Here is a 24,023-nt window from a genome sequence, read left to right as displayed (position 1 = left end):
CGTCCCCGTTCTCGAAACTTCAGTGTTCGATTCTTCCGGTGGGGTAATGCTCCCCCCCGTGATTTGTTTCCCGTACCGGGACTTAACCGCCCGTTTGGCTGTGGTCCAGTGTCTTTGCATCCGAGGTGCTGGTGACATGGAAGGTATAGCTCAGCGTGATCTGCTCCACGTCCTTGTTATCCGGGTCGTTCAGGAACGCCGGATCGACGTAATAGATCACCGGCATCTTCACCGCTTCGCCCGGCTGGAGCGTCTGTTCGGTGAAGCAGAAACACTGGATCTTGTTGAAGTAGCGCGCTGCCTGCTCGGGCTCCACATTGAAGCTCGCCGTGCCGGTGATCACTTTGTCTGAATCGTTTTTGGCCCAGAAAAGCGCCATGTCGCGCTCGCCGATGGTCACCGTGTCGGTGCGCTGGAGCGGTTTGAACTGCCAGGGCATGCCGCGTTCGACATTGGCGTCGAAGCGAATCGACACGGTCTTGTCGGTCACTTGCACGGCTGCCGCCTGCGCCTCGTCCGCCCGGCGGGTGGTGCCGTTATAGCCGGTCACCTGGCAGAAGATCCGGTAGAGCGGCACCGAGGCATAGCCCAGCCCCAGCATGCCGAGAGCCATCGACAGGGCGATGAAAGCGACGCGCCGGTTGCTGCGCGTCTTGCCGTCGGAGGAAGGAGCGGCTGCGCCTGCCATCAGCTCATCTTCGCGATCGAGATGAAGAACACCAGCACCACGAAGCCCGCCAGGCTGAGCGCCAGCACGCGGTTGCGGCTCCGGCGAATCTGCTGCGGCGTGCGGGGATCGGGCTGCTGGACGTCGTTCATGCTTCGATCTTTCACAGGACGATGAAGCGATCCACCACCAGCGCCGCGAACAGGGCGAAGAGGTAGAGCACCGAATAGGCGAAAAGCTGCTTTTCCGGCTTCATGTCATCGTCCGGCCCGCTGCGTTCGCGCAGGCCGACACGGATGGAAAGCGCCAGGAACAGCGTGGAGAGGACCAAGGCGGAAACGCCGTAGATCGCATGGGCACCGAACCACCAGGGCAGCGCCGAAAGCGGCAGCAGGAGGACGGCGTAGAGCAGGATCTGGTGCCGCGTCGCCTTCTCGCCCGCGACCACCGGCATCATCGGGATGCCGACTTTGGCGTAATCGCTCTTCACGAAGAGCGCGAGCGCCCAGAAGTGCGGCGGGGTCCAGAAGAAGATGATGGCGAAGAGCAGCACCGGCATCAGCGTGATCTCGCCGGTGACGGCCACCCAGCCGATCAGCGGCGGGAAGGCCCCGGCGCCGCCGCCGATCACGATGTTCTGCGGTGTGCGCGGCTTAAGCCAGATCGTGTAGATGACGGCATAGTAGACGATCGAGATCGCCAGGATCGCGGCGGGCAACCAGCCGACTGCAAAGCCCATCAGGAAGACCGAGACGGCGCAGAGCACGCCCGCGAAGTCGCGCGCGGTCGTGCGGTCCAGCCGGCCTTGCGGCAGGGGGCGCTTCGCCGTGCGCTTCATCCCGGCGTCGAGATCGGCCTCCCACCACTGGTTCAGCGCGGCGGCACCGCCGGCGCCCATGGCGATGCAGAGGATGGCGGTGAAGGCGAGGACCGGATGGATCCGTTCCGGCGCGGCAAGCAGGCCGCAGAGGCCGGTGAAGATCACCAGGCTCATCACCCGCGGCTTGGTCAGCGCGAAAAGGTCGCGCCAATCGGCGGGGAGCGTTGCGGCGGGAGAGGGACTCGTTGTCGTCATGGTGGTTGGCCCCATACACCCGCAAAGCCGCGAAAAGCGAGTTCCTTGCGAATCGGGCGTCGTCCCGGGTCAGCCCCGGGACGACGCTTCGATCAGTGGTGAGCAGCTTCCTCGATCACGGGAAGCGTCTCGAACTGGTGGAACGGCGGCGGGCTGGTCAGCGTCCATTCCAGCGTGGTGGCGCCTTCGCCCCAGTAGCTGTCCTCGGCCTTGCGACCGGCCGTGAAGGCATAGAGCATGTTGATCAGCCAGACCACCAGGCTGGTCGCCATGACCATGTAGCCGATCGTCGCGACGTGGTTCCAGTGCTGGTACGCCTCGGCATAGTCCGGATAGCGACGCGGCATGCCCTGCAGCCCGAGGAAGTGCATCGGGAAGAAGATCATGTTCACGCCGATGAAGAAGATCCAGAAGTGGACGTGGGCGAGGAACTCGGAATGCATCCGGCCGCTCATCTTCGGGAACCAGTAGTAGAACCCGGCGAAGAGCGCGGTGACGGCACCCAGCGACAGCACGTAGTGGAAGTGCGCCACGACATAGTAAGTGTCGTGCAGCACGTCGTCGACGCCGCCGTTCGCCAGCACCACGCCGGTCACGCCGCCGACGGTGAAGAGGAAGATGAAGCCGATGGCCCAGACCATCGGGCTCTTGAACTCGACCGAACCACCCCACATCGTCGCGATCCACGAGAAGATCTTGATGCCCGTGGGCACCGCGATGACCATGGTGGCGGCGGTGAAGTACATCTTGGTGTTCACCGACATGCCGGTGGCGTACATGTGGTGCGCCCAGACGATGAAGCCGACCACGCCGATGGCGACCATGGCGTAGGCCATCCCGAGGTAGCCGAACACCGGCTTCTTCGAGAAGGTCGAGACGATCTGCGAGATGATGCCGAAGCCGGGCAGGATCATGATGTAGACTTCGGGGTGGCCGAAGAACCAGAACAGGTGCTGGTAAAGCACCGGATCGCCGCCGCCCGAAGGATCGAAGAAGGTGGTGCCGAAGTTGCGGTCGGTCAGCAGCATGGTGATCGCGGCGGCCAGGACCGGCAGCGAGAGCAGCAGCAGGAAGGCGGTGACCAGCACCGACCACACGAACAGCGGCATCTTGTGCATAGTCATGCCGGGGGCACGCATGTTGAAGATCGTGGTGATGAAGTTGATCGCACCCATGATCGAGCCGGCACCGGCAAGGTGCAGCGCGAAGATGCCGAAATCGACCGCGGGACCGGGCGAGCCGGTGGTCGAGAGCGGCGCATAGACCGTCCAGCCGGTACCCGCGCCGAGACCCGTGCCGCCGGGCACGAAGGCGGAGCACAGCAGCGAGATGAAGCCCGCCACGGTCAGCCAGAACGAGATGTTGTTCATGCGCGGGAAGGCCATGTCCGGCGCGCCGATCATGAGCGGCACGAACCAGTTGCCGAAGCCGCCGATCATCGCCGGCATGACCATGAAGAACACCATGATCAGGCCGTGGGCGGTGATGAGCACGTTCCAGACATGCAGCGTCGAGTTGAAATCAGGGTTCGTCGCGCCGAACCAGCGCGCGAAGATATCGAGGTACTGGATGCCCGGTTCGGCCAGTTCGATGCGCATCATGCCGGAGAAGGCACCGCCGATGATCCCCGCGAAGATCGCGAAGATCAGGTACATCGTGCCGATGTCCTTGTGGTTGGTGGACATGAACCAGCGCGCGAAGAAGCTCGGCTTGTGGTCGTGGTCGGCATGGCCGTGATGATCGGCATGCCCTTGGAAATGTTCTGGAACGGTGGTTGCCATGGTGGAGCCCTGTCCTTCGATTCGCGCTTATTCTGCTGCGGCGGTGGCTTCGGAGGCCGAGGCCTCCGTCGCTTCGGCCGTGGCGACGGCGCCAGGGCTCATTGCGGGTGCCGCTGCTGCTGCGGCAGCGGCGGGCTTGGCCTGTCCGTCGATCACGCCGCCGGCGTGCGTCAGGACCCAGGCATCGTACTGGGCGCGCGGCAGCGCCTCGACCGCGATCGGCATGTAGCCATGCTTGGCGCCGCACAGTTCCGAGCACTGGCCGTAATAGACGCCGGGCTTTTCGACCAGCAGCACCTTTTCGTTGATGCGGCCGGGCACGGCGTCGAGCTTGAACCAGAGCGAAGGCACGGCAAACGAGTGAATCACGTCCGCCGCGGTGATCTGCAGACGGATCGGTTCGCCCACCGGCACGACCATGCGGTTGTCCACCTCAAGATGCGAGGGGCCGTCCCAGGGCTTGGAGCCCACTTCGCGCACGCCGTTGTTGATGATCGGCTGGCCGGGCAGGTTGAGCATGTTGGAGACGACCTCGAAGTCGCCATTGTCGGGGTAGCCGTAAGTCCAGAACCACTGGTTGCCCGTGACCTTGATGGTCAGCGCGCCCTTGGGAGCCGGCTTGTACTGCTTGGCGATGAGGTCGATCGAAGGAACCGCGATGCCGATCAGGACCAGCACCGGAACCAGCGTCCACACCACTTCGAGGATGGTGTTGTGGCTGGTCTTGGAGGCCACCGGATTGGCGCGGCGGTTGTAGCGCACCGCGATGATGACGATGAGCAGCAGCACGAAGAGCGTGATGACCGTGATGATCGGCATCAGCACGCCGTCGTGGATCCACTCGCCATATTCGCCGAGCTTGGAAAACTGCTGCTGGAGGCCGATTCCGCCCTCTACCGGCATGCCGATGCCGGGGGTCGGCTTCAGCGGCGTATAGCTGGCGACGGGTGCCGGAACGACAGCCGAAGCAGCCGGCGCCGCGATTGCGGAAGAAACTGCCAAAGTCGACGAGAACGCCATGGCCGCGACGGAATATAGACCGAGAGCTCTTGCAGCCTCGCCCAAAGTACGAACGGTTTTGCCCAATATCATGGTTATAGCGCTTCCGTTTTCTTTATGAACGCCCAAGTGAGTCGCCTCCCAAGCGCGCACCCCTATTGCGGAGGCTTGGTGCCCCCCTTCACCGGGGGCTATACGCGGCCTTGCCGCCTGTCTCAAGCGCCTCTAGGGGATTTTTGACGCAAGCGTCCATGACGCCCTGCCAGAACATTGCAAATTGCACCAAAGGATTACCCGTCGATGCAGGAAGAAGAAGTCCTCGCCGAGTTCCGCGCCAGCAAGGCCTTGCTTGAGGGGCATTTCCTGCTTTCCTCGGGTCGACACAGCGCTTTCTACCTCCAGTGCGCCCGCGTTCTGATGAACCCGGACCGCGCCGGGAGACTCGCCGTCGCCCTGGCTGCAAAACTCCCCCACGATATTCGCAAGTCCATCACCAAGGTCGTCTCGCCGGCGATGGGCGGGGTCATCATCGGCCAGGAAATGGGCCGCGCCCTCCAGGTCGACGCCATGTTCGTGGAACGCCCGACCGGCACTTTCGAACTGCGCCGCGGCTTTTCGCTGGAAGCGGGCGACAAAGTACTGATGGTGGAGGACGTGGTCACCACCGGTCTTTCCAGCCGCGAGGCGATCAAGGCCATCGAGGAAGCCGGCGGCGAAGTGGTCGCGGCCGCATCGCTGATCGACCGTTCGGCGGGCGCGGTGGACCTCGGCGTGCCCTTCTTCCCGCTGGTGGCGCTGAACTTCCCGACGTACGCCGCGGACGAGCTGCCGGCCGATCTGGCCGCAACCCCCGCGATCAAGCCGGGCAGCCGCGCCCAGCCCTGATCCCCGCCGATCTTCCGCCCGCCCCCTATCCCGTTCAGGATGAGCGAATGAACGTCCTCACCCCTTCCCGTCTGCGTCTCGGTGTCAATATCGACCACGTCGCCACCATCCGCAACGCGCGCGGCGGCGAGCATCCCGATCCGGCGCGCGCCGCGCAGATCGTGGCCCAGGCGGGGGGTGACGGCATTACCGTCCATCTGCGCGAGGATCGCCGCCACATTCGCGACGAAGACCTCCAGCGGGTGTTCGAGGCCACCGGCCTGCCGATCAACCTGGAAATGGCAGCGACCGACGAGATGCTCGAGATCGCGCTGCGCCACCGGCCGCATGCCGCCTGCATCGTGCCGGAGCGCCGCGAGGAACGCACGACCGAGGGCGGACTGGATGCGGCCGGCCAGCACAACCGGCTCGCCCCGATCGTCGCCCGCCTGTCGGACGCCGGCATCCGCGTCAGCCTGTTCATCGCGCCCGAGCCGCGGCAGATCGAAGCGGCGATGAAGCTGGGCGCCCCGGTGGTGGAGTTCCACACCGGCGAATATGCCCATGCCGAAGGCGAGCAGGTCGCGGTGGAACTGCGCCGCATCGTCGACATGGCCGCTCTGGCCGCAAAGAACGGCATCGAGCCTCACGCCGGCCACGGCCTCACGTACGACAACGTCCAGCCAGTGGCCGCCATTCCGCAACTGGCGGAACTCAACATCGGCCATTACCTTATCGGCGAGGCGATCTTCTGCGGGCTGGAAACCAGCGTGCGGAAAATGCGCCAGTTGATGGACGAGGTTCGGTGAAAAGGACCGGAATTTCATGATTATCGGCCTCGGCTCCGATCTCTGCAACATCGAGCGGATCCAGAACTCGCTCGACCGATTCGGGGAACGTTTCCTCCAGCGCGTCTTCACCGATGTGGAGCGTGCCAAGGCGGCGCGCCGTCCCCACACCGTTGCCGGCACGCTGGCCAAGCGCTTCGCCGCCAAGGAAGCCTTCTCCAAGGCCGTCGGCACTGGCTTCAAGGCAGGCGTGTTCATGAAGGACATCGGCGTCGTCAACGCCCCTTCGGGCGCACCGACGCTGGCGCTGACCGGCGGCGCGAAACTGCGGCTGGACAGCCTGACTCCGGCCGGACACGAGGCCGTGGTTCACCTCACGCTCACGGACGATCATCCATGGGCACAGGCCTTCGTGGTCATCGAAGCACGCCCCCTCCCCCAATCCTGACGCCGAGTATCCCCGGGACATGATCCAACAGCCCAAGCCGACCGTAAACCCGGCGCCCCTTCAGGCCCCGCCGGTCGCGGAGAAGGTCAATTGGTTCCAGGAGCTGCGCGGCCTCATGCTCATGCTGCTAGGCGTGCTGGCATTCCATTCCTTCATCGCCAAGCCGTTCTACATCCCTTCGATCTCGATGATGCCCGGGCTCTTGGTGGGCGACCGGCTGGTCGTTTCCAAATATCCCTATGGCTGGAACTGGTCCTCGATCAGCTTCCACCTGCTGCCGCGCAGCACCTGGCGCCTGCTGGGCCGGACGCCGGAATACGGGGACATCGTCATCGTCGTGCCCGGCAACCGCAAGGCCGACCTGATCAAGCGCGTGGTCGCCCTGCCCGGAGACCGCATCGCCGTGATCGACGGCCGCATCCGCCTCAACGGCCGCTTCGTGCCGCGTGAAATGGTGCCACCCGTCCGCATCGCCGCCGACGATTCGCTGACCTGCGAGGGCGATGCCGAGCCCGGCCATTGCTACGAGGGCTTCGAACAGTTCCGCACCCGCCTGCCCAGTGGCCGAAGCGTCTACGAAATGCCGACCTACCGTGAAACATTGCCCAACGGCGCCAGTTATCAGGTGATCGACTATCTGAACCAGGAACTGGACAATTACGGGGAGGTCAGGGTGCCTGAAGGTCACGTCTTCCTGATGGGCGACGATCGCGACCGTTCGGCCGACAGCCGGGCGCCGTTCGAAACCGACATGTTCGGCCAGCCCGGCGGCGGCCTCGGCGGTCCCGTGCCGCTGTCCGACGTGGGCGGACGGGCCGAATTCATCACATTCTCTCTCGACGGCACACAGAGCTGGAACCCGCTGACCTGGTGGAGCGCGCTGCGCCCCGGCCGCGCCTTCACCAGCCTGCGTCCGCCCGTGGATCCCTCCAAGACCTGGCCGTCCGGCGCCGACCAGCCGCGCATGGCCTCCGGAGCCGCGAACTGATGGCGACGGGGCCGGAACGGGAGGCAGGAGCCGATCTTGCCGAGCGTGCCGGTCCGACCGACATTTCCGATCCGCTGATCCGCACCGAAGCCCGCAAGGCCTTCGTGTGGATCGGGATGGCGGCGCTTCTGGCGCTCACCGTATTCCTGGCGCAATCGCTGCTCGTCATCTTCGGCGGCATCGTCTTCGGCGCCCTCATCGACGGCGGCGCCCGCCTGATCGGCAAAGTGCTGAAGATCCCGCGCGGACTGCGCGTGGGCATGGTTCTGCTCCTGGCCCTGCTGTTCCTGCTCTGGGTCGGGCGCTTTGCCGGCAGTCAGATCGCCATGCAGGCGGCCGAGCTGCCCGCAACGATCGAAAGCCAGTTCCGCCACGGCCTCACCTGGCTTCACGCCCATGGCATCCAGCCGCGCATCACCGAACTGCGCGGCATGGCGCAAGAGGCGCTTGGCGGGATCGGGCAAGTGACGCGCGTGGTCGGCGGGCTGATCGGGGTGGTCACGACCCTGTTCCTGATCCTGGTTCTGGGCATCTACTTTGCCCTGGAGCCCCGGCTATACCAGCGCGGCGTCGGCTGGATGCTGCCCATAGACAGGCGCGATCATTTCGAAACGACGGTGGAGATGATGGGCCAGGCCCTGCGCCGCCTGATGTTCGGCCGTCTGATCGGCATGACGGTGGAGGGCCTGTTCACTTGGGCGATGCTGCAATTCTACGGCGTGCCGATGGCGGTCCTGCTTGGGCTCATCACCGGCATGCTCGCCTTCCTGCCCAATATCGGTGCGCCGATTTCCGGCATGATCATGATATTGGTCGGCTTCTCGGGCGGATACGAGATGGGGCTCTACACCATCGTCGTCTACTTGCTGATCCACCTGATCGACGGTTACCTGATCGTGCCGATGATCGCCCGCAAGACCGTGGATCTGCCGCCCGCGCTGGTCTTGGCGACCCAGCTCATCATGGGCGTCCTGTTCGGCCTGCTCGGGCTGGCGCTGGCCGATCCGCTGGTGGCGATGATCAAGATCTGGCTCGAACGGGAGGCCGATCGCAACGGCGGGGGCAAGACTGCCGCCGGCCTGGAGGCTTCGGCTTGACCCGCCGCCACACTCGGGCGAGATCCTGAACCATGGCCCGCAAGTTCCTCTACGTCATCGCCATTCTCGTCATCCTCGCCATCGGCCTGCTGGCGGCCATGCGGCTCTGGTCGGAAGACCTGACCGAAATCGCCTTCGTGCCCACGGTGGATTACGCCCCCAAGGACGCCCTCGGGCCGGAAGCCTGGCGCGATCCGAAGATGTGGATCGCCCGGCCCGACATGAAGGACGATCCCGCGCGCTGGCTGCCGCCGGGCGTGGAGAAGCCGGCCAGCCCCCTGCCGGTCGCGGTGTTCTTCGTGCACCCCACCAGCCTCGTCGTGCGCAGCGCCTGGAACGGCGATCTCGCGGATGACTTCTCGCAGGGCCGCGCAGAGCTTTTCGTGAAAGGCATGGCGAGCCCCTTCAATCGCGCCGAGATCTGGGCGCCGCGCTACCGCCAGGCGGCCATCGGCGCCTTCCTTACCGCCGCGCCCCAGGCCAACCGCGCGATCGACCTGGCCTATTCCGACGTGCTCGCCGCCTTCGACCAGTTCGTGGAGAGCGTACCCGCGGGCCGCCCGATCGTCGTGGCCGGACATAGCCAGGGTGCCTTCCTGCTGCGCCGCGTGCTGCGGGACCGGGCAGCCGGGAAGCCGCTCGGCAAGCGCATCGTCGCCGCCTACGTGATCGGCTGGCCGGTCTCGCTGGCGCATGACCTGCCCCGGATGGGCCTGCCCGCGTGCCTCCGCTCCGACCAGACCGGCTGCGTGATAAGCTGGCTTTCGGTGGCCGATCCCGCCGAGACGCAGATGCTAACAAACGCCTACGCCCGCCGCACCGGCCTCGACGGGCAGAGCGTGGCCACCAGCCCATTCCTCTGCACCAATCCGCTGACCGGCACCGAAGGCGGAAGCGCCGATGCTGCCGCCAATCTCGGCACGCTGGTGCCCGATTTCCGCACCGGGACCGGCACTCTGGCCAAGGCGACCGTCCCGGCCAGCTGCGGATCCGACCATTTTCTCCACATCGGACCGCCACCAGCGCTGGATCTGGGGCCTTACGTGCTTCCCGGAAACAACTACCACCTCTATGACGTGACGCTGTTCTGGGCGAACCTTCGCGCGGATTTCGAAGGACGCGTCGCGGCATGGCAGAAGGCACATTGATCACCACCAACGCGCTGGACTACCGCGCCGCACTGGCGGAAAACCGGGGCGCGCTGATGGGCCTCGACCTGGGCACCCAGACCATCGGCACGGCCTTCTGCGATGCCGGCTGGCGCATCGCCTCCCCCGGCAAGACGCTGAAGCGCAGCAAGTTCGGCGCCGACAAGGCGCTGATGGAGGAACTGATCCGCGAACGCGGCATCAAGGGGATCGTCATCGGCCTGCCGCTCAACATGGACGGCTCCGAAGGCCCCCGCGCGCAATCGAGCCGCGCCTATGCCCGCAACCTCTCGGTGGTGGGCCTGCCGATCCTGCTCTGGGACGAGCGCTGGTCCACCACCAGCGCCGAGCGCGGCCTGATCGACCAGGACATGAGCCGCGCCAAGCGCGCCACGCGGATCGATTCCGCGGCCGCCGCGGTGATCCTGCAAGGCGCCGTCGACGCCCTGGTCGGCGGGATGTTCTGACAAGGCCGTCATTCCGAACGCCGGCGCCTGAAGACTGCCGGCGCCAAGGCGGCGCCTGCCGACGGTCCGCGACAGGCGCCGCCCTAGCCGTCGCCTCCCCGCCGCCGCAGCGCCTCGGCGGCAACCAGGCGGCTTCCGCAGCCTTCCGCCTCTCGCCAGACGGCGTCGCGCGCTTCGGCGCCCGCGGCTGCGCCAGCCAGCGCTTCCCAAGCGGCCAAGCGCATGCGGTCGCTGGGATGGGACTGGCCGAACCGGCTCGCAAGATCCTGCGCCTCCCCGCCGCCGAGCGCGACGGCGATCCGCAGGAAGCTCTCGCTCGGCCCATGGCCATGGAGCCGCGTGACGGTGCCGCGCGCCACATCGAAATCGTAGCTGTCCATCCAGCCTTGCACGGCCTGCGTATGCACGAGGTTCAGCGCCACCGACAGCGAGGCCGGGGGTTGCTGGACATGAACGTCGCGGTGCGCGCGGTAATGGACCATGCTGCCCGGTGCCAGCACGAACCGGCCGGCCGGGCGCAGCGCCACCGGCTCGCCTTCGTATCCCACCACCGCCCCATAGTCGTATTCGAATTCGTCCGCCGCGTAGCCCGGCCCGAAATAGCCCAGCGCCAGCATGTCGAAGTTGTGGTCGTGCGCCTGACCGTAGCCTAGCGCCTCGGGGCCGCTGGCGCGGTAGAGCGCGTCCTGCTCGGCCGGCCAGATGCGGGCGTTGAGGAAGAAATTGCCCTGGCCCGGCGTCACCAGCATGATCGAATGCGCGCCGATCCCTTCCAGCGCGTCCGCCCCGTCCGGCACAGGCGCCAGACCGGAGATCAGGTCGATCAGCATGTCGCCCAGGAACGTCCGGTCATTGCCGAGCCGCTGCAACCAGTTCGCCGCGTGGGACAGGCTCACGTCATCGCGCGGATCGAAGCCCCAGCTCGACAGCGCATCGACGAACTCCGCGAGCGAGGCGCTCGTCGGGTCGCGCATGGTCATCATCCGCGCCATTGCGCCACTTTCTCCAGCTCCGGCCATTGGGCGACCAAAGTGCGGTGCAAGTCGCGCGCGGGCCCGGACAAGGCCGGATCATCGCTCGACGCAACCGTTCTCAGGAGCACCAGCCCGGCGCGGGTATCGAGCGCCAGGATCGCCCGCAGCGCCTGCCAGCGCAGGGCGGCGGGGCCTTGGCCATGGACCAGGCGCGAGAGCGCCGGAACCGCGTCCTGCCGCCCGAGCGCCGCCAGAGCGGCCATGGCCATGTCCATTCGGCTATATTCCGCCGTCAGCGCTGCTTGCGACCGCAAGTCGCCGTCTCCCAGCGCCACCTCGCGCACGGGATCGTGGAGCGACGTGAGCCGTTGCAGCCGCAAGACGACGAGGCTGCCTGAAACCTCCCGCAATTGCAGGGCCTGCCGCGCGCCATGCCGGTGGAATGTCATGCTGGGCACCAGATCGAGCGCTTTGGTGCGCAAGGCGGCGCTTTCCGGATCGCGCGTGGTGAGATCGCCCCGCCCGCTTCCCGCCAGCACGCGAAACCACGTCTCGACAGGCGCGAATTCCGCTGTTCTGGGCGCGGGCTGCCGCGCGAGCGCCGCACCGTCGAACACCGCGAGCCCCAGCGTGGCAGTGCCCGAATGGGCCAGGAGCAGCGTATCGGCCGCCTGCCTGTGCGCATGGCGAAACGGCATCTGGCCAAGCGGATGGGCCGCCAGCGCCGCCAATCCTCGGCGCATCAGCCCACTCACCAGCGCGCGTGCAGGATCGGGGGGCGTATCGGCCGCCGGATCGGGGGCAACGTCGCCGACTTTCGCGAAGAGCGCCGCCAGCGCAGCGCAGGAATCGAGAGGTTCCTTCCGCCCGAACCTGTCGAGAGCGGCCAGTACCGACGCGGCCTCCGGCGCAGTCCGCCACGCCGTGATCGTCCGGGCGAGCGTCCGTTGGCCCTGTTCCCAAGCGGCAGCGTCGCGCGAAAGCGCCTTCAGGTCGTCATGCACCTGCATCCCGGTTCACGTTCCCGGATGCAGTTCGTACAGGCAGGGAAGCAGCAGGGCGCGGTTGTCGTCCAGGCTTTGCAGGCGGGGTCGGTCCGTCAGCGCGCCGTGCAGCGCGGTGGGACGATCGCAGTCGGAAAAACTGGCGAGATCGGGAAGGCTGGCAAAGTCGATCTGCGGCAATTTGATAGTCGTCACATCGGATATTTGCAAAACCGGTTCCTTCGGCCATTCCTGCGCCGCAGTAGTCTCAAGTCACACTGGGCAAAGTCTGCCGCACACCGCGCCTTTGAATGAGTTAATTCCTTGAAATTGTAAACTTGTTTTTAACCGCGCAAATTGTTCGACACTATTGTCGAACAAGAGCTGTCACCGCGATCAATCCCGGTTCGCGGCGGGGAAGCGGAGGGTTACGACCAGTCCGCGATGCATTTCGAAAGATTGCTCGTCGGCCCCGGCCAGCTGCCGGGCCGCATCGGCGCGCGCGCGGTCTAGAATGGCCGGTGGCACTTCCGACTCGTGCACGATCAGATCGGCCGAACCGAGCAGGCGCGCTTCCCGCAAGGTCAGGTCTTCGGGATCGGCGCTGCGCAGGGTGATTTCCACCGGCGCGCGCGGCGCCTGCGGGGCATGGGCCAGCCACTCGGCCACCCGCTCCGCGCCCGCGTCCTCCAGAGGGTCCAGCGCGCCGCCCTGCCCCAGCGCCGCATCCAGCGCCCGCCGGCGCTCGCCTGCCTCTGGAAAGCGTGCGCGCAGCGCCGGACGCGCCGCCAGCAAGGCGCTGGCCAGAATGCCCAGCGACTGCGGCAACAGCGCCTCAAGCCGCAGGCGCAGCTGCTTGGCCAGCCCTGCGGAAGCCCCGCCCGTGCCGATCGCCAGCAGGACCGGCGTGCGGTCGAGAATCGAGGGGACGGTGAAATCGCAGAGCGCGGGGCGATCCGGGGCGTTGACCAGCATCCCGGCCGCGCGCGCGCGGCCGACATCGGCCTGGGCGGCCGCCTCGTCCTCCTGGGCGATGAAGGCGATGCGGGCGCCCGCCGCCATGCCCTCGGCCAGGTCACGAACCACCCGGCCGCCCGCCCGCTCCACCAGGCGCCGCTTGGCATCGGCCGCCTCGCCATCCCCGGTGACCACGACCGGACGCCCCGAAAGGCGATGAAACAGGGGCAGGCTTTCGATCATGGAAACAGGGCCTCGAAACGAAAAGGAACGGCAAACCGTGCCGTTCCTATCCGTTCGATCCGCGCTTGTCGAAGCCGGCGCTCAGGCGAGCCAGTCGGGCACGGTTTCGGCCGCCAGGATCGTCTCGGGCTCGATGCGGGCGGCCACCACCGCCCACTTTTCGCCATCCACCATGACTTCCGGCACCAGCGCGCGGCTGTTGTAGGTGTTCGCCATCGTCGCGCCATAAGCACCGGCCGTGCGGAAGATCGCCAGATCGCCCGCGGCGACTTCGTCGATCTCGCGGCCCATGGCGAAGGTGTCCGAGCTTTCGCAGATCGGACCGACGATGTTCGCGGTCATCGTGGCGCCGTTGGGCTTCACGGCCGCAAAGTCGTGCCAGGCGTCGTACATGGCCGGGCGGGCAAGGTCGTTCATCGCCGCATCGACGACGACGAAGGGGTTCACCACGCCCTCCTTCACGCGCACCACTTCGGTGACGAGCACGCCGGAATTGCCGGTAATCACGCGGCCCGGTTCGAACATCAGGGTAACGCCCCAGTCCTTGGCGACCGAAGCGACCATCGCGCCGTAGTCCTGCGGGGTCGGCAGCGAATCGCTGGCCTTGTAAGGCACGCCAAGGCCGCCGCCGAGATCCATGTGAGTCACCGAATGACCTTCGGCGCGAATCGCCTCCATCAGCTCGCCCATCTTGAGGAAGGCGAGGCGCGAGGGTTCGAGGTCGGAAATCTGGCTGCCGATGTGGACGGCAAGGCCCTTCATCTCCAGCCCGGGCAGAGCCGAGAGACGGGCGTAGATCCCGCCCGCGCGGTCGTAGGCGACGCCGAACTTATTGTCCGCCTTGCCAGTGGAGATCTTCGCATGGGTGCGGGCGTCCACGTCGGGATTGACGCGAAGCGCGCAAGCGGCGCGCAAGCCGAGTTCAGCGGCGATTTCCGCCAGTTCGACGCCCTCTTCCTCGCTTTCGAGGTTGAACTGGCCGATCCCTGCCTTGACGGCCGCGGTCAGTTCGCGGCGGGTCTTGCCGACGCCCGAGAAGACGATGTCACCGGCCGGGATACCGGCGGCCAACGCGCGGTTCATCTCGCCTTCCGAGACGACATCGGCACCGTAGCCCTCGCTCGCCAGCAGGCGCAGCACGGCAAGGTTGGGGTTGGACTTCACGGCAAAGGCGATGTGGACGCTGGGCAATTCGGCCAGCGCCTCGCGGAACACGCGGGCGTGGCGGCTCAGGGTCGCACGGGAATAGACGTAGACGGGCGTGCCGACTTCGCGGGCGATGACGGCCAGCGGCACGTCTTCGGCGAAAAGCTCGCCGTTGGTCAGGGCAAAATGGTCCATGGGTGTCTCGGTATCTGGAAGGCCTGATCGGCCTGGAAGTGTATCCGGCCTAAAGCGATTTGGCCTGAAAACTACTCAGGCGGCGGGAGATCGAAGGGATCGTCGTCCCGTGGTTCCGAGCGGGTGCGCAGCTCGACGCTGCGTTCGGGGATCGCCAACGTCGGCGTCTGGAGCAGCTCGGCGCTGCCCGGTTTCTGCTCGCGGCCGTATGGTGCGGGCGGAAGCTGCTGCCCCGGTTTCAATGCCAGCGCCGCCCTCTGGCCGCAGGCCGAGAGCGCGAGAAGCAGGATCAGGGCGGCAGTCTTGCGCATCAGGCTTACTCCAGACCGAGCGCGAGCCGGGCTTCGGCCACGCGCAGGCGTACTTGCTCAGGCGCGGTGCCGCCGTGCGACCGACGCGCGGCGACCGATGCCTCGACCGAGAGCGCCTTGAATACGCGCTCGTCGATGCGGCTGTCGATGGCCTTGAGGTCTTCCAGCGGCAATTGATCGAGCGCGACGCCGCGCTGCTCGGCCAGCTTCACCGCAGAACCGGTGATGTGGTGCGCCTCGCGGAAGGGAATGTTGCCTTCGCGCACCAGCCAGTCGGCCAGATCGGTGGCGGTGGCGAAGCCCAGTTCGGCGGCGCCGCGCATGCGATCGGTGCGGAAGCGGGTTTCGGCGACCATGCCGGTCATCGCCGCGATCGACAGCGCCAGGAGGCTGGCGGCCTCGAACACCGGCGGCTTGTCGTCCTGCATGTCCTTCGAATAGGCGAGCGGCAGCCCCTTCATGGTGATCATCAGGCTGGTGAGGCAGCCGACGATCCGGCCCGAATGGCCGCGCACCAGCTCGGCCGCGTCGGGGTTCTTCTTCTGCGGCATGATGGAGCTGCCGGTGGACAGCGAATCGGGCAGCGCCACGAAACCGAAGGGCTGGCTGGCCCAGATGATGAATTCTTCCGCCAGCCGCGAAAGGTGCAGCGAGCACTGCGCGGCGGCCATCAGGTAATCGAGCGCGAAGTCACGGTCCGACACCGAATCGAGGCTGTTGTCGGTCGGCGCATCGAAACCGAGCGCCTGCGCCGTCATCATGCGATCGATCGGGAAGCCGGTGCCGGCCAGCGCCGCCGCGCCCAGCGGGCTGCGGTTCATGCGCTTGCGGGCGTCGGCGAACCGCGAACGGTCGCGGCCGATCATCTCGTAATAGGCCATCAGGTGATGGCCCAGCGTCACCGGCTGCGCGGTCTGGAGATGGGTGAAGCCGGGCATGATCGAATCGGCATGCTCGCCGGCGCGGGAAACGAGCGCCTTCTGCAGCGCTTCAAGGCCGGCGTCGGCCTGATCGACGGCATCGCGCACCCAGAGGCGAAAATCGGTTGCGACCTGATCGTTGCGCGAACGCGCGGTGTGCAGACGGCCGGCGACGGGGCCGATCAGTTCGGCAAGGCGGCCCTCGGTGGTCATGTGAATGTCCTCAAGGTCCCAGTTTTCCGGGACTCCCGAGACTTCGTACTCGGCCGCGACCTGGTCCAGGCCGTCGCGAATGGTGATCGCGTCCTCGCCCGAAACGACCCCGCAGGCACCCAGCATAGCGACGTGCGCCTTGCTGGCCGCGATATCCTGTCTCCACAGCGCCTTGTCGAAGGGGATCGAGGCATTTATCTCGCGCATGATCGCAGACGGTCCACCTTCGAACCGTCCACCCCACATCTGGTTGGAGCTTCCACCCTTGCTGTCTTCGAAATCGCTCAAGTCGCTCGTCCTGTGTTCCATCGCGGGGGCCGGCGCCCTCCTGGCCGCGGGCTGCGATAGGCAAAGCAAGAAGGACGCGCAACAAGAGGCTTCGCAAAGCCCCGCACCGACGGCCCAGCCCGCCGCGACCGGCAAAGTCGACCGTTCGCACAAGGGCGATCCGCTGCCCGACGTGACGCTGGTCGACAACACCGGCGAGAGCCTCGATCTCATGTCGCTCAAGGGCAAGCCGCTGCTGATCAATCTCTGGGCCACCTGGTGCGCGCCCTGCATCGCCGAGATGCCCACCCTGGAGGCCCTGGCCAAGGATCCCAACGGACGCGTGCAGATCCTGCCGATCTCCGAGGACACCGGCGATACCTACAAGGTCGTGGAGATCCTTCGCCGCCGCAAGCTCGACAACATCCAGCCCTGGGTCGACGAGAACGGCGACCTGGGCTTCCAGTACGGCGGCAACCTGCCGGTCACCGTCCTGTTCGACAGCCAGGGCCGCGAAGTCTGGCGCTATACCGGCGGCAACGACTGGTCCTCGCCGGAAGCGGCCAAGCTGCTGGCGGAAGCGAAGTAATCCTCAGGGGGCAGGGGCCTGGCGCCTCTCCCCCGAAGGCATTCGCGATACATGCCGGGCTGCCCGTTCAGCCGGGAACCGTGGTTCGATGGAGCCGCGATCCCGGCACGGGGTAGCCCTGCGGCGTCGTTTCAGTCAGCCAGATCAACCGCCCCTGCGCCGCTTCGGGGGCGATGGCGAAGCGGTCCGCGACTCGGCCGATCAGCGGCAGGCCCCTGCCGCGAAGATATTGCGCCGCGCGGCCGGCATCGCGAACCTTGAAGACGAGGTGGAAGATGCCCTTCACCTCGCGCGCGTGGACGGCAACGGCATCGCCCTCTTCTCTACCCTCCAGCGCTTCCATCACGGTGTCGGCCATCGCGAAGGCGGCGCAGTCGGCCTCCGGCAAGGCGCGCGTGCCGAGTTCGGGCCAGTCAAGTTTCCCGTGGAACAATTCGCGCGCCTCGGCCAACGATGGCGCGGAAATGCCGATGGCCTGAAGGCCCTCGATTCCCAGCGGATCCTCGCAGTCCGGGCGCCAGGCCGAATCGCGGCGCGGATCGCCCGGCATGTCCTGCTTCACGATTTCCAGCCGCAGGCCCATCGCCTGCCCGCGCGGAACGAGGAAGTAGAAGGCTTCCATGCCGGGATCATAGTGCCGCTTGAACCCGCGCTGGCCGAACCAGGCGTCGGCCACGGCCAGATCGCCGACCTTGAGGGCAATGCCGATCCAGCGATTCGGTGCCGCCGAGCGGCGCAGCATGTCGCCCAGCGGATTGCCCTCCTGCGCACCGCAACCGGCCGGAGCGATCGGGATCACCATGGTGTCGCCGATCATGAGCAGACTTTCCTCGCGGTCGAGCCCCAGCTTCTCGGTCTCGGGCGTAATCAGGATCTCGTGCGCGGTTCGCGCGCCGAACACCTCGCGAAAGAAGGCATCGCACGCCGGGCGCGCAGCGTTGTCGGCCAGCGCCCAGCTGACATGCACCAGGGGCATCGGATCCAAGGCAGAGACCTCAGTAGGTTTCGGGCGCGCCCGAGCCCATGAACCGGGCGAGGTTCATGTGCAGCGACGCTACCGAGCGCTCCATGTAGGGATTGGGCTGGGCACCCCGGAAGCCGACGTTCTTCATGCCCTGCTGGACGGCGGCCATATTGGCGAAGTCCTGCTGGAGCACCGGCGGCCAGTCGGTGGGGGCGGTATATTCCCACTCCGTCTCGGGCGCCTCGCCCTCGGGCCAGAGTTCGTAGACGGCGGCTTCGAAAATGCACTTGTCCGGATCGGTGCCGTAAGGCCGCGCCTGATAGCAGAGCATGTTGTTGACCGCGTGGCCGATCTGGAAGTTCGGGAAGATCTGCCAGGCCGTGCCCGCCTGCGCGGTGTGCTGCGGGTCGACTTGCGCCCAAACCACGCCGCGTTCCGCATCTTCCTTGCGCGCGGTACCGATCCAATAGGCGGAGACTTCCGCCGCCGGGGTGCCTTCGGGCAGTTCGTCCTTCAGGCGGTTGGCCACGCCGACCAGCGTCATCGTCGTGTTGGTATTGGCGTTCGCCCAAGTGAAGTTCTGCATGTCCGCCGTGGTCAGGCGCGGATCCTCACCGGCGCCGAGGCGCAGCTTGCCCGAGTCTTCCTCCTGCCCCTTCGGCGCGTCATAGCCGATGTTCGAATGGAGGCCCTGGTTGCGCGCCCAGCCGCGAAACTGGCCGAATTCCATGAATTCCGGGTGCGTGGTGGAGACGTGGTAAGTCTCGCAAAAGGCCTCCATCGCGACCTTCCAGTTGCACTCGAACACCACCCACTTGCGCCAGCGCGGACGCATGTTCTGGAGGCCGTAGGGATCGAGCATGCCCGCCGCCGGGTGCAGATAATCGGCCAGCGGCATGGCGTCGGGGTCCAGATTGATCCAGATCCAGCCGCCCCAGGTATCGACCTTGACAACACCCAGGTCGGCCTTGCCGGCACAGAGATGGCCCTGCCAGTCCTCCGGATGCTCCAGATAGGTGTTCGCGCCGTCCAGGGCGAAGGTCCAGCCGTGATAGCCGCAGATGAAGCTGCGACGCGTGCCGCGCGCATTGCGTTTTCCGGCCGGGGTATCGACCAGCTTGCGGCCGCGATGGGGGCAGACGTTGTAGAAAGCATGGATCTCGGTTTCGGAGGCGCGGACCACGATCACCGAATCGTCGATGATGTCGAACGTGATGAAATCGCCCACTTCCGGAATGTCTTCCAGCCGCCCGGCCTGGAGCCAGACCTTGCGCCAGAGCTTGTCGCGTTCCGCCCTGGCGTATTCCGGGGAGATGTAAGCTTCCGCCGGGACGCGGACCGGGACGGTCAGATCCTCGGGAGCCTGTACGATCTTACCCTGCTCACCCATTGCTCTCTTCCCAATTTCGTATCGCGCCGATTTGCGGCCGTTATCCCATTATTCGCACGCGAGGCCAATCGCCGAGGCGCTACATCGGTTACGCTGGCGCAAATTTGAGGCGGCCGCGCGGCAGCGAGCCGATCGCGAGGCTGCTGGCCGCCATCGTGGCAATCGCCAGATAGAGGAACATTGCGTAGCTGCCCGTGCGGTCGTGAATCAGCGCCGCCACTAGCGGGCCGACTGCCGTGCCGATCGACAGCGCGGCCAGCACGCCGCCGTAGAGCCCGCCGAAGTTCCTGAGGCCGAAATGCCGGGTGATCAGGTAGACCACCACGTCGATTTCCGCCCCCAAAGTCAGCCCGATCAGCCCCGAGGCGAGCGCCAGCGCGGCGAGCGACGTGCCCGATCCCAGCAGCAGCAGACAGCCCATCACCGGCAGCATGAACACCGCCGCGCCGACCAGCGAGGCCGGGAATCGGTCCAGCAGCACGCCCGTCCCCAGCCGCCCGGCCAGCGAGAACCAGCCGACGAACGAGGCGATCGCCGCCGCTGTCATCGGGTCAGCGCCGCGATCGCCGAGGATCGAGACGAAGTGGACGACGATGGCGATGATCGTGAAAGTGAACAGCAGGCTCGCCATGAAAAGCCGGTGGTAGACGCTGGAGCGAAGCCCCTCGCCCAGCGAAACGCCGGGCAAGTCGCGCTTCGCCGGGGCGGGTTCCTTGCGCCGACCCCGGTCATGCGCGCCGCGAAAGAACAGGAAGATCACCGGCGCCGCCATCACGAACCACAGCCCGCCATGCACCGCGAAGGCCAGCCGCCAGCCGAAGGTCTTGATCGCCCAGGTGCCGATGATCGGGAACAGCCCTGCCGCGATCGAGGCGCCGCAGAGCGTAACCGCCAGCGCCATCCCGCGCGAAAGCTCGAACCGGGACGCCACCGCGCTGGTCCAGACCGAAGCCTGCACCGGCAGCGAAACCATCGCGATCAGCCCCCAGAGCAAGTACCATTGCGACAGGCTGGCCCCGGTCGTGCCGAGCAGCGCGAAGGCCAGAGTCAGCAGCACGATGCCGGTCACCCCGAACCGGCGGGGGCCGAAGCGGTCGACCGCAAGGCCGATGAACACGCCGCCGATGGCCTGTACGAGAGTCGCGATGGTGAGCCCAAAGGTCACTTCGGTGCGGCTCCAGCCCATGGCTTCGGCCACCGGGCCGATGTAGGGGCCGATGCCGTAGATATGGATCACGCTGGTCGCGTAGCCGAGCCCGGCCGCCACCGGCACCAGCCCGAACTGCCGCCACTCCTGCCGGGCCGTCAGTTCAGTCACCGTAGCGCAGCTCAACTTGCGTCGCTTCGCCATTCGGACCCATCGGCGAATCGTATTCGATGCAGGTGCAGACCGGGTTGGCGTGGCTGGCGAACAGCTTTTCCTCATCCGCCTTGGTCATCGGCAGGCGCGCGGGATCGCTGATGATCGCCTGCGAGCGTTCGAAGTCGGCGCGGCTGTTCCACCAGATTTCCATCACGCAGTCGAAGCCCGGATCGTGGACTTCGCCGGTGATCGGGTTCTTCTCCGGCACCAGATAGCGCCGCACATACCGCACCGCACCGGGGATCGCCGGCTGCGCGCCCATCTTCTTCGACAGCTGCGAGTGCTGGTTCTCGTAGTAGTCCATGAACTCGTCCATGGTCATATCCGGGCGTTTCCGGAAAAAGCAGATTTGCTTGAGCATGTTACGCTCTCCTGAGTGCGAGAACGGTACCTTCGAGGTCACCGCAGATCCACACCGTGCCGTCCGGCCCCACGTCGAGCCCGGTCATGTTGCCCATCGGCCCGCACATGTCGCCCACGCCGCCCAGAGGCTTGGGATCGGTGCCCTCGGGCGCGCCGACTGGCAAGCCGGCCGCGATCACTGCGCGCGCGCCGCCGGACAAGTCGCACTGGATCGCTTCGCGGCGCTTCACATCGAGCACGGTCACGGTGCCGTTGCGGATCGCGAGACCTTCGGGGCGGACGAGATCGTCCAGCACCGTCTCGGTCCGTCCGCCGACCAGCTTCACCACCCGGCCCGCGCCGCTTTCGGCCACGTAGACGGTGCCGTCCCCGGCCACCGCCACGCCCTTGGGCCGGTCGAGCCCGGAGGCCAGTTCCTCTACTTTACCATTGTGCACCGAGTGGACCTTGCCGGGGCCGTATTCCGCGAAGACCACCGCCCCGGAAGGAGCCAGCGCCACGCCCATCAACTGGTCGTAGCCGCTCGCCAAAACCTCACTGGAAGGACCGGCAGGATGGAATTTCGCGACTTCGCCATTGGCGGTGGTGACGATCATCGTCCCCGCGCCCGCCGCCGCGACGCCGCGCGAGTAACCGGGGAAGCTGGGGCTGAACAGCATGCCTTCCAGCTTCACCGCCTCCCCCGCGCGGAGCGAGAACACGAAGCCGCCATCGGCGATCCACAGCACGCCGTCCTCGCCCATGGCGACGTCCAGCGGCCATTGCAGGCCCTTCTCGATCAGCGGCTTCACCAGACCGCCCGCTGCCTTGGGTGTGGTGATTTCGTGGATGGAGCCGAGGATGTGCGAGATGAACAGACGGTCGCCTACGAACGTACAGTTGTCGAGGCCCGCGCCGATATCGGCCAGCACGGTCTTCGCGCCGGTGCGCGGATCGATGCGCAGCACCTGCCCGCTGGCGACCTGGGTGGAGACGATCATCCCCTCGCTATCGAACTTCACCGAGTCCGGCACGCCAAGATCGCCGCAGACCACTTCGGGCTCGCCGCTGCCGTCGAGATCGATGCGCCAGATCGCGTTGGCGCCCATCACCGGGATATAGAGCTTGCCGTCCGGGCCGACTTCGAAGGCGTTGGGCATCGGCACATCGCCCGCGATCACGCGCGGCGCGCCGCCGTTCCGATCGAGTTCGAGGATCTGCGCCCCCATGTGGCAACCCGCCGCGATCAGGCGCCCTTGCGAATAGGTGATCGGGTTGGCCACCGGCAGGTCGCCGCAGACCACGGCGCTGGTGCCGTCCGGGCGCAGCATGGTGACGCGGCCCTCGGTAATCTCGGTGGCGTAGAGGTTGCCTGCCTCGTCAAAGGCCAGATCGTCCGGTGCGGTGATCGCGCCGCCCATCGGGCTGATGATCTCCACCGCGCCGCTATCGGGATCGACCGCGCTGATCTGGCTGCCGCCCACTTGCGCGACATAGATGCGCCCGTCCGCGCCGGTACGCAGGCCGTTGGCGCTGTAGAGGCGCGTGGGCGGGGTCAGCCGGTGCAGCATCCAGCCTTCCGAGGCGCGGGCGGAAACGACGCCGTGATTACGTCCTGCGGGTTCGAGCATTGGTGAAATTGTCCTCTCGTCCGGCGCTCTTGCGGCCGTTCTTTTCCCGCCGAGCCTATCCAGCGTGTCGGGGGCAGGCAACGTGAGGACCGGGACGAAGACCTTGCCGCGACGCACTATCGCCCCGGCGACGTTCGCAGGGCTTTGTTCGATTGCCCCCGCTCGCCCCGTGCGCATATTCGACCGTCAGACGGAAAAGAGACTGCCCGGCCGAGAACGGGCAAGCCGGAGAGCTTACCATGGAAGAGATGCGTTTCGCCCCCCTGCGCTTTGCCCCGTTGCGCTTTGAGGGCCGGGTGGCCGTGATTACCGGGGCCGGCCGCGGACTGGGACGGGCCTATGCCTTGCTGCTGGCCGAACGCGGCGCGAAAGTGGTGGTCAACGATCTCGGCGGCGCGATCCGGGGCGATCTCGATGCGCCGGGCGCGGACGTCAGCGTCGCCCAGCAGGTGGTGGATGAGATCGTGGCGGCGGGCGGCGAGGCGATCGCCAACACCGATTCCGTTTCCACCCCCGAAGGCGGCAAGGCGATCATCCAGGCCGCGCTCGACCAGTGGGGCCGGATCGACGTACTGGTCCACAACGCCGGCAACGTCCGCTACGGATCGATCCGCGATCTTTCCGGTGCCGACCTCCATTCCGTGCTCGACGTCCATCTGCTGGGCGCGTTCCATGTAGTGCAGGCCGCATTCGGGCCGATGTGCGACGCGGGATATGGCCGCATCGTGCTGACCAGTTCGGTCGGCGGGCTCTACGGCAATCTCAACTGCGTGAACTACGGCATGTCTAAGTCGGCCATGCTGGGTCTGAACAATATCGCCGCGCTGGAGGGCGAAGCGCACGACGTGAAGTGCAACGTCATCGTGCCCGGCGCGGTGACGCGCATGGCCGAAGGCATCGACATCTCGCAATATCCGCCGATGGAGCCCGAACTGGTCGCCCCGGTCGTCGGCTGGCTGGCGCATGAGAGCTGCCCTGTCACCGGCGAAATGTTCGCCTCCATGGCGGGCCGCGTGGCGCGGATGTTCGTGGCGGAAACGCGCGGAGTCTATCGTCCGGAATGGACGATCGAGGATGTCGCCGCGGCTTCGGACGCGTTTCATGACAAGGCCGAAGTGCTCGATTTCGGCCTGCACGGGCACGTCGATCATATCGGCTATTCGTTCAGGATGGCCACGGCGGGTGCGGATGCCTGACACGCTTAATGAACAAC

At 66.5% G+C, this 24,023-nt stretch carries 26 protein-coding genes; 9 read left to right on the top strand and 17 right to left on the bottom strand.

Annotated elements, in window-relative coordinates; translation table 11 throughout:
• Window positions 1-82 precede the first annotated feature (82 nt).
• The 5 genes from EDF57_RS07895 to coxB form a co-directional block, all read right to left on the bottom strand.
• Window positions 83-688: a cytochrome c oxidase assembly protein gene (locus tag EDF57_RS07895; RefSeq protein WP_134093818.1), complete on the bottom strand. Its 606-nt coding sequence runs from the start codon at window positions 686-688 to the stop codon at window positions 83-85.
• Complete coding sequence (locus tag EDF57_RS26190; protein WP_279388332.1) at window positions 688-819, bottom strand: hypothetical protein; 132 nt, start codon at window positions 817-819, stop codon at window positions 688-690. The genes EDF57_RS07895 and EDF57_RS26190 overlap by 1 nt, the downstream gene beginning before the upstream one ends.
• An 11-nt stretch (window positions 820-830) precedes the next feature.
• Window positions 831-1,742 (bottom strand): heme o synthase, encoded by a 912-nt coding sequence (locus tag EDF57_RS07890; protein WP_132268059.1) that lies wholly within the window; start codon window positions 1,740-1,742, stop codon window positions 831-833.
• A 92-nt stretch (window positions 1,743-1,834) separates the two neighbouring features.
• Window positions 1,835-3,523: a cytochrome c oxidase subunit I gene (gene ctaD, locus EDF57_RS07885; protein WP_132268057.1), complete on the bottom strand. Its 1,689-nt coding sequence runs from the start codon at window positions 3,521-3,523 to the stop codon at window positions 1,835-1,837.
• A 27-nt stretch (window positions 3,524-3,550) separates the two neighbouring features.
• Window positions 3,551-4,543 carry a cytochrome c oxidase subunit II gene (gene coxB, locus EDF57_RS07880; RefSeq protein WP_314468302.1) on the bottom strand — a complete coding sequence of 331 codons (993 nt, stop codon included), beginning with the start codon at window positions 4,541-4,543 and terminating at the stop codon, window positions 3,551-3,553.
• Between the two features lie 279 nt (window positions 4,544-4,822).
• On the opposite strand from coxB, the gene pyrE reads away from it, so the two are divergent.
• Genes pyrE through ruvX form a run of 7 tightly spaced genes read left to right on the top strand, consistent with a single transcriptional unit; the run spans window position 4,823 to window position 10,322 of the window.
• Window positions 4,823-5,407, top strand: coding sequence for an orotate phosphoribosyltransferase (pyrE, locus tag EDF57_RS07875; RefSeq protein WP_134093817.1), 585 nt, complete (start codon window positions 4,823-4,825; stop codon window positions 5,405-5,407).
• 47 nt (window positions 5,408-5,454) lie between these two features.
• A complete protein-coding gene (locus EDF57_RS07870; protein ID WP_132268051.1) occupies window positions 5,455-6,195 on the top strand; it encodes a pyridoxine 5'-phosphate synthase in 741 nt (246 codons plus the stop codon).
• Window positions 6,196-6,211: 16 nt separating this feature from the next.
• Window positions 6,212-6,622 carry a holo-ACP synthase gene (gene acpS / locus EDF57_RS07865; protein ID WP_134093816.1) on the top strand — a complete coding sequence of 137 codons (411 nt, stop codon included), beginning with the start codon at window positions 6,212-6,214 and terminating at the stop codon, window positions 6,620-6,622.
• A 19-nt stretch (window positions 6,623-6,641) separates the two neighbouring features.
• Window positions 6,642-7,610, top strand: a complete 969-nt coding sequence (gene lepB, locus EDF57_RS07860) for a signal peptidase I (RefSeq protein ID WP_134093815.1) — start codon at window positions 6,642-6,644, stop codon at window positions 7,608-7,610.
• The gene (locus tag EDF57_RS07855; RefSeq protein ID WP_132268046.1) at window positions 7,610-8,707 is read left to right on the top strand and encodes an AI-2E family transporter; all 1,098 of its coding nucleotides are present in this window, start codon (window positions 7,610-7,612) and stop codon (window positions 8,705-8,707) included. The genes lepB and EDF57_RS07855 overlap by 1 nt, the downstream gene beginning before the upstream one ends.
• 32 nt (window positions 8,708-8,739) lie before the next feature.
• Window positions 8,740-9,855: a DUF3089 domain-containing protein gene (locus EDF57_RS07850; RefSeq protein ID WP_134093814.1), complete on the top strand. Its 1,116-nt coding sequence runs from the start codon at window positions 8,740-8,742 to the stop codon at window positions 9,853-9,855.
• Window positions 9,837-10,322 carry a Holliday junction resolvase RuvX gene (gene ruvX, locus EDF57_RS07845; RefSeq protein WP_134093813.1) on the top strand — a complete coding sequence of 162 codons (486 nt, stop codon included), beginning with the start codon at window positions 9,837-9,839 and terminating at the stop codon, window positions 10,320-10,322. The genes EDF57_RS07850 and ruvX overlap by 19 nt, the downstream gene beginning before the upstream one ends.
• Window positions 10,323-10,405: 83 nt before the next feature.
• Here ruvX and EDF57_RS07840 read toward each other — a convergent pair whose 3' ends face one another.
• The 7 genes from EDF57_RS07840 to argH form a co-directional block, all read right to left on the bottom strand.
• Window positions 10,406-11,302 (bottom strand): transposase, encoded by an 897-nt coding sequence (locus EDF57_RS07840; RefSeq protein WP_243840958.1) that lies wholly within the window; start codon window positions 11,300-11,302, stop codon window positions 10,406-10,408.
• Window positions 11,302-12,306, bottom strand: coding sequence for a hypothetical protein (locus EDF57_RS07835; protein WP_134093811.1), 1,005 nt, complete (start codon window positions 12,304-12,306; stop codon window positions 11,302-11,304). The genes EDF57_RS07840 and EDF57_RS07835 overlap by 1 nt, the downstream gene beginning before the upstream one ends.
• Window positions 12,307-12,312: 6 nt before the next feature.
• Window positions 12,313-12,495: a hypothetical protein gene (locus tag EDF57_RS07830; RefSeq protein WP_132268037.1), complete on the bottom strand. Its 183-nt coding sequence runs from the start codon at window positions 12,493-12,495 to the stop codon at window positions 12,313-12,315.
• Window positions 12,496-12,675: 180 nt separating this feature from the next.
• Window positions 12,676-13,479 (bottom strand): NAD(P)-dependent oxidoreductase, encoded by an 804-nt coding sequence (locus EDF57_RS07825; protein WP_134093810.1) that lies wholly within the window; start codon window positions 13,477-13,479, stop codon window positions 12,676-12,678.
• 81 nt (window positions 13,480-13,560) lie between these two features.
• On the bottom strand, window positions 13,561-14,820 hold the full coding sequence (lysA, locus tag EDF57_RS07820) for a diaminopimelate decarboxylase (RefSeq protein WP_134093809.1): 1,260 nt from the start codon (window positions 14,818-14,820) through the stop codon (window positions 13,561-13,563).
• A gap of 71 nt (window positions 14,821-14,891) precedes the next feature.
• Window positions 14,892-15,131, bottom strand: a complete 240-nt coding sequence (locus EDF57_RS07815) for a hypothetical protein (protein WP_132268031.1) — start codon at window positions 15,129-15,131, stop codon at window positions 14,892-14,894.
• A 5-nt stretch (window positions 15,132-15,136) separates the two neighbouring features.
• Window positions 15,137-16,510 carry an argininosuccinate lyase gene (gene argH, locus EDF57_RS07810; RefSeq protein WP_134094149.1) on the bottom strand — a complete coding sequence of 458 codons (1,374 nt, stop codon included), beginning with the start codon at window positions 16,508-16,510 and terminating at the stop codon, window positions 15,137-15,139.
• Between the two features lie 19 nt (window positions 16,511-16,529).
• On the opposite strand from argH, the gene EDF57_RS07805 reads away from it, so the two are divergent.
• Window positions 16,530-17,120, top strand: a complete 591-nt coding sequence (locus EDF57_RS07805; RefSeq protein WP_132268029.1) for a TlpA disulfide reductase family protein — start codon at window positions 16,530-16,532, stop codon at window positions 17,118-17,120.
• A 67-nt stretch (window positions 17,121-17,187) separates the two neighbouring features.
• On the opposite strand, the gene EDF57_RS07800 is transcribed toward EDF57_RS07805, so the two are convergent.
• The 5 genes from EDF57_RS07800 to EDF57_RS07780 form a co-directional block, all read right to left on the bottom strand.
• Window positions 17,188-18,096 (bottom strand): glyoxalase, encoded by a 909-nt coding sequence (locus EDF57_RS07800; protein ID WP_134094148.1) that lies wholly within the window; start codon window positions 18,094-18,096, stop codon window positions 17,188-17,190.
• 19 nt (window positions 18,097-18,115) lie between these two features.
• Window positions 18,116-19,474 (bottom strand): aromatic ring-hydroxylating dioxygenase subunit alpha, encoded by a 1,359-nt coding sequence (locus EDF57_RS07795; protein ID WP_134093808.1) that lies wholly within the window; start codon window positions 19,472-19,474, stop codon window positions 18,116-18,118.
• Between the two features lie 88 nt (window positions 19,475-19,562).
• Window positions 19,563-20,792, bottom strand: a complete 1,230-nt coding sequence (locus EDF57_RS07790) for an MFS transporter (protein ID WP_243840957.1) — start codon at window positions 20,790-20,792, stop codon at window positions 19,563-19,565.
• Window positions 20,785-21,198, bottom strand: coding sequence for an EthD domain-containing protein (locus EDF57_RS07785; RefSeq protein ID WP_134093806.1), 414 nt, complete (start codon window positions 21,196-21,198; stop codon window positions 20,785-20,787). The genes EDF57_RS07790 and EDF57_RS07785 overlap by 8 nt, the downstream gene beginning before the upstream one ends.
• A gap of 1 nt (window position 21,199) precedes the next feature.
• Entirely contained in the window at window positions 21,200-22,810 is a 1,611-nt protein-coding gene (locus EDF57_RS07780; protein ID WP_134093805.1) for an SMP-30/gluconolactonase/LRE family protein, read from the bottom strand.
• A 239-nt stretch (window positions 22,811-23,049) separates the two neighbouring features.
• Here EDF57_RS07780 and EDF57_RS07775 point away from each other — a divergent pair, with 239 nt between their 5' ends.
• Window positions 23,050-24,006: an SDR family NAD(P)-dependent oxidoreductase gene (locus tag EDF57_RS07775; protein WP_243840955.1), complete on the top strand. Its 957-nt coding sequence runs from the start codon at window positions 23,050-23,052 to the stop codon at window positions 24,004-24,006.
• Window positions 24,007-24,023 lie beyond the last annotated feature (17 nt).

This window comes from Novosphingobium sp. PhB55 (assembly GCF_004368805.1).
Taxonomy (GTDB): Bacteria; Pseudomonadota; Alphaproteobacteria; order Sphingomonadales; family Sphingomonadaceae; genus Novosphingobium.
Note: the sequence above shows the minus strand (reverse complement) of the source record. Positions and strands in the feature narration are given on the sequence as shown.